Here is a 9,316-nt window from a genome sequence, read left to right as displayed (position 1 = left end):
CGCCGCGCGGAAGCGGCAAGACAAAACATCATCCGCGTGAGCGGATGCAACACCTATTTTTACTTTGTGGTGGCAACAGCGAGCGCGGAGGCACATAAGCACCGCACCGACGCTGCTCTATTCCCCATCCCCCACGCGGAAGCGGCATGCAAATCATCATCCGCGTGAGCGGATTCCCGCAGTCCGAATAATTGATTTTTTGTTGTGTGCTGGAATGGTCTGAATGACGGCGGAACGCCCCGGTAAGGCTGGGGCTTCCGCCCTACGTGCTGGCGGCAATAACATCGCCAAGCAAACACGTATCCCGTCCGCCGCGTGGAAGCAGAAATCAAAACAAGCCTTACCTGCACCTCTTGCCAGTGTTTCCACTCCCCTCTAGTCTTGCTGTCCCCGATGGTGCTGATTAGCCTTGTCCCGTTGCGTGTTCACACGCAGCCAGGTTTGGCGACCTGTAAGTACTACCGGGAAAGCCGTGTCAAAGCGGCTTTTTCTGCTTGCGTCTGCCCCCTCCAATGGCAGGCCAGGCGGGGAGACCTATACGGTCTGCCGGTCATGGTAGTGCTTCCGGTTCGCCAACCCCGCTTTGGCCTGCCACCCGCGTTTTCTTGCGTGCGTGGCAGCCTTCATCCTTCAACGGAGGGCAGAACCATGACGCATCCCGACCCCAACATCCCCCAGGCCCCGCCCCTGACGCTGTACTACCAAGGCAAACCCGTCCGGGTGCTGCTCCACCACGACCACTGCTGCCTGCTGGCGGACGACATCCTCGCCCTCTCCCCACCCCGCTTGCGCCACCAGCTGCAACAGCAACTGGCCGAATACCCCGGCTGTGCCCTTACCCTGCCGCAACACGACAGCCCGCAATGCGGCTGGCCAGCACCTGCCTTGCAACGCGCATTGCAACAAAGCAAACGCCCTGCCGCCCGCCAACTGCAACACTGGCTGCAACAACAGGTACTGCCTGCCCTGCAGCAACTGCCACCCGATGCCCCGCGCTGGGAACAGGCGCTGGCCATGGCTGCCGAGGCCGGACAGCAGATCAGCCATGCCGTACTCAAAGCCGTGCTGGAACACGGCAGCGACTGGCAACACAGCCATTGGCTGCTGACCCTCAATTACACCCCCAGCCACCCGCGCCGCCATGCCCATGGCCGTCTGGTGGCACTCAACAGCAGCGCAACCTCCTTGCAGGCACTGGCGCAACACATTGCCGGGCCGGACGGTAGTGCCAGCCGCAATGGCGAGCTGCTCCGCCTGGCCGCGGCCTGCCACCAGCAACTGGCAAAGCGCACGGAGAAACAGGCGTGGCGCGCAGAGGCGGCGGAACCGCCACGCGCCAACCCGGCTGCCTGACGTCCCCGGCCAGTGCTAAACACGGGGCAGGCTGCACGCATTGACCGCGCTCGCCCTATCCATCCATCATCAAAGCACCTGAATACCGGCGATGGCATGTCGCCACAATTGGCCCCCATGTCGGCTTTTGACACGCAAGGCGTCTGCCGTCGTGGCTCAATGAGCGGCATCACGGGCAATGCCCCACCCTGAATACAAGGAAGACAACGTGCAAGATGGCATCCTGAAAAGCTATATCGGCGGTCGTTATATCGATAACCCGGCCCTGCCGCTGGCCGACAACTTCAACCCGGCCAATGGCGAACTGCTGTGCAAGGTGCAGCAGGCTGGCGCGGCCGAGGCCGAACAGGCGGTCAAGAGCGCCGAGGCCGGTTTTGCGGTGTGGAGCGAGATGACCGGTGCCGAGCGCGGCCGCATCATGAACAAGGCGGTGGGCATTCTGCGTGCCCGCAACCGAGAACTGGCCGAACTGGAAGTGCGCGACAACGGCAAGCCGATCCAGGAAGCCGAAGTGGTGGATGTGCTGTCCGGCGCGGACTGCATCGAATACTTTGCCGGCATGGCCGCCGGGATTCACGGCGAGCATTTCCCGCTGAAAGGTGCGTTTGCCTATACCCGGCGCGAGCCGCTGGGCGTGTGCCTGGGCATTGGCGCGTGGAACTACCCCATCCAGATTGCCTGCTGGAAATCCGCCCCGGCGCTGGCCTGCGGCAATGCCATGATTTACAAGCCATCGGGCATGACGCCGATGAGCGCGGCGCTGCTGGCGGAAATCTACAGCGAAGCAGGCGTGCCGGATGGCGTGTTCAACGTAATCCAGGGCAGCTCGTCCGTGGCGCGCCAGCTGATTGCCGACGAACGCGTGGCCAAGGTGTCGATTACCGGCTCGGTGGATACCGGCAAGGCCATCATGAAAGACGCGGCAGGCACGCTCAAGCGCGTCACCATGGAGCTGGGCGGCAAGTCGCCGCTGATCATCTTTGACGATGCCGACATCGAACAGGCGGTGTCCGCCGCCATGCTGGCCAACTTCTACACCCAGGGCGAAATCTGCACCAACGGCACCCGTGTGTTCGTGGCGCGCAGCATTCACGCCGCCTTCATGCAGCGTCTGAAAGAACGCACCGCACTGTTGAAGATTGGCGACCCGATGCACCCGGATACCCAGGTGGGCGCGCAGGTTTCGCCCAGCCATGCGCAAAGCGTGCTCAAGTACATCGACATCGGCCAGAGCGAAGGCGCGGTACTGGCCGCCGGTGGCCAGCGCGTGATCGTGCCCGGTTGCGAAGCCGGCTGGTTCATTGCCCCCACCATTTTCGACCAGTGCCGCGACGACATGCGCATTGTCAGCGAGGAAATCTTTGGCCCGGTGATGTCGGTACTGGTGTTCGACGACGAGGCGGAAGTCATCCAGCGGGCCAACGCCACCCGGCTGGGGCTGGCGGCGGGGGTATTCACCCGCGACCTGGCGCGCGCCCACCGCGTGGTGGCCAAGCTGCAAGCCGGGGTGTGCTGGATCAACAACTACAACATCACGCCGATTGAAATGCCGTTTGGTGGCTACAAGGAATCCGGCCTGGGCTATGAAAACAGCCTTACCGCCATCGACTGCTACACCCAGCGCAAGAGCGTGTATGTGGAGCTGACCGGGGTGGCCAGTCCTTACGCCTGAGTGCTGCCAGCAGAGACGCTGCGCTATTTTGTTCGCCGCGCTAACACGCCAGGCGGCTCGCCCTGTCATCCACACGATAAAGGCAGACCTCACGGCCTGCCCTTGTCTTGTCTGAACCATCCGTAGCAAGGAGCACCCATGTCGCAACAGTTCGATTACATCATCGTCGGGGCCGGTTCTGCCGGTTGTGTGCTGGCTGCCCGCCTCACCGAAGATGCCGATGTCAGCGTGCTGCTGCTGGAAGCCGGCGGGCCGGACTGGCGGCTGGACTGGCGCACCCAGATGCCGGCGGCGCTGGCCTACCCGCTGCAAGGCACCACCTATAACTGGGCCTACACTACGCTGCCGGAGCCGCACATGGGCAACCGTGTGATGACCCAGGGCCGCGGCATGGGGCTGGGTGGTTCGTCCCTGATCAACGGCATGGTGTACATCCGTGGCAATGCGCTGGATTTTGACGGCTGGGCGGAAAACAAGGGGCTGGAAAACTGGAGCTATCTGGACTGTCTGCCCTATTTCCGCAAGGCGGAAAGCTACGACAAGGGTGCCAATGACTTCCACGGTGCAACTGGCCCGCTGCATGTCACCACGCCACGGCCGGACAACAACCCGCTGTATCAGGCTTTTATTGCAGCAGGCGAGCAGGCCGGTTACCCGCGCACCGACGACCTCAACGGCTACCGCCAGGAAGGCTTCGGGCCGATGGACCGCACCACCACGCCATCCGGCCGCCGCTGCAGTACCTCGCTGGCCTATCTGGATCAAGCGCGCACCCGCGCCAATCTCACGGTAAAAACCCGCGCACTGGCCGACCAGATCCGCTTTGCCGGCAACCGTGCGGTGGGTGTGAGCTATCTGCAAGGCGGCAGCCTGCATCAGGCCGAAGCGCGGCGCGAAGTCATTGTCTGCAACGGCGCGATTGCCAGCCCGCAGCTATTGCAGCGCTCTGGTGTGGGCAATGCCGACCAGCTCAAGCAACACGGCATCAGCAGCGTGGTACACCTGCCCGGTGTGGGCGAGAACCTGCAAGACCATCTGGAAATGTATCTGCAATACCACTGCACCAAGCCGGTTTCCATCTACCCGGCGCTGCAGTGGTGGAACAAGCCGCCCATCGGCGTGGAGTGGTATCTGAACGGCACCGGCCTGGGCGCCACCAATCACTTTGAAGCCGGTGGCTTCATCCGCAGCAGTACCGAGTTTGCCTGGCCCAACCTGCAATACCACTTCATTCCGCTGGCCATGAATTACGACGGCAGTAATCCGGTGAAGGCGCACGGCTTCCAGTGCCATGTCGGCTCCATGCGCTCGCCCAGCACCGGCTTTGTGCGGCTGGCCAGCCGCGACCCGCGCGTCAAACCGCTGCTGCAGTTCAATTACATGGCACATGCGGTGGACTGGCAGGAGTTCCGCGCCGGGGTACGGCTGACACGGGAAATCATCGCCCAGCAGGCGTTTGACGAATTCCGTGGCGAGGAAATCAAGCCGGGCATGAAGATTCAGAGCGATGCCGAGATCGACGCCTTCGTACGCGAACATGCCGAAACCGCGCTGCATCCGTCCTGTACCTGCAAGATGGGCTACGACGACATGGCGGTGGTGGACAAGGACGGACTGGTGCACGGCGTGGAGGGCTTGCGCGTGGTGGATGCTTCCATCATGCCGCGCGTCACCACCGGCAACCTCAATGCGCCGGTCATCATGATGGCGGAAAAGCTGGCCGATGCGATTCGCGGCCGCACTGCATTGCCGCGCTCGCAGGCCTCTTATTTCATCGCTGGCAAACAACCGGTACGGCTGATGGGCACGGCAGATTTTCCCTGGCCGACGGCCAGCGTGTCTGCCGCACACTGATGTGTGTGGACGGGAGATGCGGCGCTTGACTGCGCCGCCGCACTTTCTACAATGCCAGACAGCGGCTGCATCGCAGCTGCATGTCTGGAGAAGAAAATGCACACCCTGAAACCGCGTAATCCCTACGCCTGTTCGCCCTTGCTGAAAAAGGGCGGTGCCCACCGCAGCAGCCGCTCCGGCCTGCGTCAGAATGCCCGTCAGGCCATGCTGGCCGAACTGGATGAGCTGGACTGGATCGACCCCTCCCCGGCAACCCAGGCTGTCGAGTCCTCCAGCGAGGACGACACACCGGGCAGTTTTTCCTGCCATCCCACCATGACAAAGGCCGCTTCCCAGCGGCCTTTGCCTTGTTACCCCCGTCTGGCGGCCTGATTACACAGTAAAACGCGCCGCCAGCGCACTAAGCTGCTCGGACAAACCCTTCAACTGCCCCACCGTTTCTGCTGTTCCCTTCATCGCCCGGCTGTTTTCCTCCGACATCAGAGCCACTTGCTCCACATTCTTCGCCAGTACCTGGCTGGTATGGCTTTGTTCGTTCAGTGCAATCTGGATTTCCGCCACCACCTGCTGCACCTGATCAATCTGCTGCTGGATGGTGACAATAGCTGTCCCGGCGTGCTCGGCATGTTGCTGCCCGGCTTCCACGGTTTGCATGCCGGTGTGCATATTGCCTGCCGCCTGCTTTGCAGTGTGCTGGATTTGCTGCACGATGCCGCCAATTTCAGTGGTGGACTGCGCGGTGCGCTCTGCCAGCTTGCGCACTTCATCGGCCACCACGGCAAAGCCGCGCCCCTGCTCTCCGGCACGGGCGGCTTCAATCGCCGCGTTAAGCGCCAGCAAATTGGTCTGGTCGGCCACATCGCGAATCACATCCACAATGCTGACAATCGACTCGGACTGCTTGCTCAGGGTCTGGATGGTGTCAGACACCGTGGATATCTCGCGCACAATGCTTTGCATGCTGGAGCCCGCCCCGCGAATAACCTCCGTACCGGATGTGGACTCCTGTACTGCCGCCTGCGATAGCTGATGCGCTTCCACCGAGCGTTCTGCACTCACCGACAGGCTGGTACTGAGTTGTTCCACCGCTGCCGCCATGCTGGAGGCAGCTTCAGACTGACGGTCGCTGCTATGCGCCACCTGGCTGGCCCCTTCGGCCACATCTCGGGCGGCACCATCCAGCTGCTGCGAGGTTTGTACCAGCTGGCTCACCGTATCACGCAATTGATTACGCATTTGCCGGATGGCGGCCAGCAAGCTGGATTCGTCCTGGCTGTTGAGCGCAATGCTGGTATCCAGCCTGCCGGTGGCAATCTGCTCCACCACCTCCTGTACATAAAAGGGCTCGCCACCCAGCTGCGCGGTGATGGACAGATACAGGGCAATGAACAGGTAGATGGACAGCAGGAAGGCCAGCAAGGCGCAGCCCAGATACATATTGCGCTGCCACTGTATGCGCTGGATACGCGCCTCCAGCAGCGTGTCCAGCTGGGTGAGTGCCGTTTGTCCGAATGCTGTCGCCGCATTGAGTGTGTCGGCCACCAGACTGCTGGCCGCACCGGTCTGGCCGTCAATGGCCTTGCGGAACACGCTGTTGTTTTGCTCAGCCACGGCCAGCAGCCTGGCATCACTACCAGCCATACTGGCTTTGAGCGCCGGGTTGTAGGCGGCAGCCTTGTTCAGGTTCTGTGTCAGGCTCTCCACGTTATTGCGCAGTTGCGGCAACAGCATCAGCAGGGCGTCACGTGCAGATCCGCCCAGGGCCTGCCCTTTGGCAGCCATCAGCATGCTGTTGGCTTCCATGCTTTGGCTGAGCCAGTCCGGCCAGTGGGTAATCAGCACGTCCATCAGGTAGTAGGTGTCGATGTCCGGGTCCAGCGTCAGGTTGGACTGGTCGCTGGCCTGGCTGATCAGCGCGCGCAGGCTGCTGCTGGCTGCCTGAAAGTTGTCTGGCTGTGGTGCCGACTGCAGTTTTTTCCAGCTCGCGTCGAAACCAGACCATTCCTTGTCCACGCCCAGCACCGGGTTGAGCGCGGTATGGGTTTGCTGCATGGCCTGCCATTGCTGCTGCACTGCGCTTCCCAGCGCGTTACCTGCTCCCTGGCTGGCGTGCTGGGCCTGTTCCTGCTCCAGCGCCAACAGCAAGGCCATGGCGGGCTTCACATATTGCACGCCCACCCGCTCCTTGCTGGAGAAATCCACATTGTCCTGATTGCTGCGGTACAGCCCGTAGGTGAGGTAAACCAGAGCAACGGCAAACACGGTACCGATGATGGCAAAGCGGATGGGATAGCTCAGATGCTGCATCCAGCGGGCGGTTTGGCGGAACATGCACAACTCCTTGCAAGCGCGCACAGCACGGTGGCTATACGAGTGAAGACAGCTTTGTTTATAGGGGCATTGTTCTTGCACTGCAAAATCAAATACCTATGCCAATGGGTTTTGTCGCGTGCAGCAGCTTGAATTTGCGTTCTTTTTATAAAGTGTATTTTATTTACATTTTAATGTTATGCTACGCGCTGTCCGTGCCGAACACCTGTCTTTTAAAAAATGTATTTCACACACATCTAAAGGAAGATCCATGCTCAGTGCCACCATTCGCCAGCAAGTCAAAGCCACCGCCCCCATCCTGAAACAGCATGGCGTGCTGCTGACCAGCCATTTTTACCAACGCATGTTCCAGCACAACCCGGAGCTGAAAAACATCTTCAACCAGGGGCACCAGCATGCCGGCCAGCAACAGCAAGCACTGGCCATGGCTGTGGCGGCCTATGCCGAGCACATTGATGCGCCCGAAGTACTGCTGCCGGTACTGGAACGGGTGGCACACAAACACGCCAGCCTGGGCATCCGTGCCGAACACTACCCGATTGTGGGCAAGCATCTGCTGGCTTCCATCCGCGAGGTGCTGGGAGAAGAAGCCGCACCGGACAGCCTGCTGGAGGCCTGGGCGGCCGCCTATCAGCAACTGGCAGACCTGCTGATCCAGCTGGAAAACAGCCTGTACCAGCGTGCCGCCATCCAGCCCGGTGGCTGGAGCGGCTGGCGGCCGTTCCGCGTGGTGAAGAAGCAGGTAGAAAGCGAGGAAATCACCTCGTTTTATCTGCAAGCCGCGGATGGTGGCAGCTTGCCTGCCTTCCAGCCCGGTCAATACATTTCGGTGCAGCGTTTCATTCCGGAATGGGGCCTGAGCCAGCCGCGCCAGTACAGCCTGTCCGATGCACCCGGCAAGGACTGGCTGCGTATTTCGGTGAAGCGGGAAGACGCCCGCGATGAGGCTCCCGCCGGCAAGGTGTCCGGCATCTTGCATACCGAACTGGCCGAAGGGGACATCCTGCAGGTATCACCACCATTTGGTGATTTCGTGCTGCATCAGGAGCGGGACACCCCGGTGGTGCTGATCAGTGCCGGGGTGGGCCAGACTCCGCTGCTGTCCATGCTGCAGCACTTGCTGGCCAGTGATCAGTCGCGGCCCATCCGCTATTTGCACGCCGCACGTCACGGGGCGGTTCACGCCATGAAACAGGAAGTCGGCACACTGGCGCAGCAGCATGCGCAGCTGCAGCAGCGCGTGTTTTATGAAACCCCGGCCGCAAACGATACCCTTGGTGTGGACTTCCATCAGCAAGGCCGTATCGATGCCGATGCCATCCGTGCCCATGCCCTGCTGCCGGATGCCGACTATTATTTGTGCGGCCCGGTAGGCTTCATGCAGCAACAGCACCGCCAGCTGCGCGAGGCCGGGGTAGAAGCCACGCGCATCCACATGGAAGTGTTTGGCTCCAATGCCATGACCACCGGCTGAATTGGCTTTGTTTGTCGCTGCGCATTGTGAGCTGCCGCGCTGCGGAGTATCCTGCGCGGCACTTTCCCAGCCCACTTTACTGCCATGCAACTGAACCGCTTTACCGACCTTGGCCTGCGCGTGCTGATGTACCTGACGCACCGCGACCGGGAGCAACCGGTCACCATCAGCGAAATTGCCGAACGCTTCGAGGTGTCGCGCAATCACCTGGTGAAAGTGGTGCATTTCATGGGGGTGCAAGGCTGGCTGAACAACAGCCGTGGCAAGGGTGGCGGGCTGGCGCTGGCCCAGCCGCCCGAGCATTACCGCCTGGGCGGCATCATCCGCACGCTGGAAGGCAATGTGCCGCTGATTGACTGCGCCGAACCGCCTTGCGCGCTGCGTCAGGACTGCCAGCTCAAGGCCGTGCTGGATGTGGGCATGCAGGCATTTTTCAGCACACTGGACAGTTACACGCTGCGCGATGTGATTGCCAGCCCCACCGGCGAGGCCATCATTCGCCTGCATCGCAGCCCCAGACCGCAGTCGGCCGACAAAACCGCACCGGATGTGTTGTAAAAAACCATCACTTTTTCAATGAAAAAGCCCGCTACCTGCGGGCTTTTTTTACTGCTTTTTTAGGGGATAACCCT

General features: G+C 61.4%; 7 protein-coding genes. 6 read left to right on the top strand and 1 reads right to left on the bottom strand.

The genetic code is table 11. The annotated features are described in order from the left end of the window. Positions 1–648 precede the first annotated feature (648 nt). The 4 genes from ACE3SE_RS14960 to ACE3SE_RS14945 all read left to right on the top strand — a co-directional run bounded on the left by ACE3SE_RS14960 (position 649) and on the right by ACE3SE_RS14945 (position 5,251). Complete coding sequence (locus tag ACE3SE_RS14960; RefSeq protein WP_374556370.1) at positions 649–1,353, top strand: hypothetical protein; 705 nt, start codon at positions 649–651, stop codon at positions 1,351–1,353. A gap of 178 nt (positions 1,354–1,531) precedes the next feature. Continuing rightward, positions 1,532–3,025: a betaine-aldehyde dehydrogenase gene (gene betB, locus ACE3SE_RS14955; RefSeq protein WP_374556368.1), complete on the top strand. Its 1,494-nt coding sequence runs from the start codon at positions 1,532–1,534 to the stop codon at positions 3,023–3,025. A gap of 138 nt (positions 3,026–3,163) precedes the next feature. Then, positions 3,164–4,879: a choline dehydrogenase gene (betA, locus tag ACE3SE_RS14950; protein WP_374556366.1), complete on the top strand. Its 1,716-nt coding sequence runs from the start codon at positions 3,164–3,166 to the stop codon at positions 4,877–4,879. A gap of 96 nt (positions 4,880–4,975) precedes the next feature. After that, the gene (locus tag ACE3SE_RS14945; RefSeq protein ID WP_374556364.1) at positions 4,976–5,251 is read left to right on the top strand and encodes a hypothetical protein; all 276 of its coding nucleotides are present in this window, start codon (positions 4,976–4,978) and stop codon (positions 5,249–5,251) included. On the opposite strand, the gene ACE3SE_RS14940 is transcribed toward ACE3SE_RS14945, so the two are convergent. After that, positions 5,252–7,210 carry a methyl-accepting chemotaxis protein gene (locus ACE3SE_RS14940; RefSeq protein WP_374556362.1) on the bottom strand — a complete coding sequence of 653 codons (1,959 nt, stop codon included), beginning with the start codon at positions 7,208–7,210 and terminating at the stop codon, positions 5,252–5,254. Positions 7,211–7,460: 250 nt separating this feature from the next. Here ACE3SE_RS14940 and hmpA point away from each other — a divergent pair, with 250 nt between their 5' ends. Continuing rightward, positions 7,461–8,684: an NO-inducible flavohemoprotein gene (gene hmpA, locus ACE3SE_RS14935; RefSeq protein ID WP_374556360.1), complete on the top strand. Its 1,224-nt coding sequence runs from the start codon at positions 7,461–7,463 to the stop codon at positions 8,682–8,684. Between the two features lie 84 nt (positions 8,685–8,768). Then, the gene (locus ACE3SE_RS14930; protein ID WP_374556358.1) at positions 8,769–9,242 is read left to right on the top strand and encodes an RrF2 family transcriptional regulator; all 474 of its coding nucleotides are present in this window, start codon (positions 8,769–8,771) and stop codon (positions 9,240–9,242) included. The last annotated feature ends 74 nt before the right edge of the window (positions 9,243–9,316 follow it).

Origin of the sequence: Aquitalea pelogenes, assembly GCF_041914625.1 — a bacterium.
GTDB classification, from domain to species: domain Bacteria; phylum Pseudomonadota; class Gammaproteobacteria; order Burkholderiales; family Chromobacteriaceae; genus Aquitalea; species Aquitalea pelogenes.
Note: the sequence above shows the minus strand (reverse complement) of the source record. Positions and strands in the feature narration are given on the sequence as shown.

Coding starts and splice junctions, on each gene's coding strand:
- ACE3SE_RS14960 (WP_374556370.1), top strand. CDS start 649: ATGACGCATCCCGACCCCAACATCCCCCAGGCCCCGCCCCTGACGCTG.
- ACE3SE_RS14945 (WP_374556364.1), top strand. CDS start 4,976: ATGCACACCCTGAAACCGCGTAATCCCTACGCCTGTTCGCCCTTGCTG.
- betA (WP_374556366.1), top strand. CDS start 3,164: ATGTCGCAACAGTTCGATTACATCATCGTCGGGGCCGGTTCTGCCGGT.
- betB (WP_374556368.1), top strand. CDS start 1,532: ATGCCCCACCCTGAATACAAGGAAGACAACGTGCAAGATGGCATCCTG.
- ACE3SE_RS14930 (WP_374556358.1), top strand. CDS start 8,769: ATGCAACTGAACCGCTTTACCGACCTTGGCCTGCGCGTGCTGATGTAC.
- ACE3SE_RS14940 (WP_374556362.1), bottom strand. CDS start 7,210: ATGTTCCGCCAAACCGCCCGCTGGATGCAGCATCTGAGCTATCCCATC.
- hmpA (WP_374556360.1), top strand. CDS start 7,461: ATGCTCAGTGCCACCATTCGCCAGCAAGTCAAAGCCACCGCCCCCATC.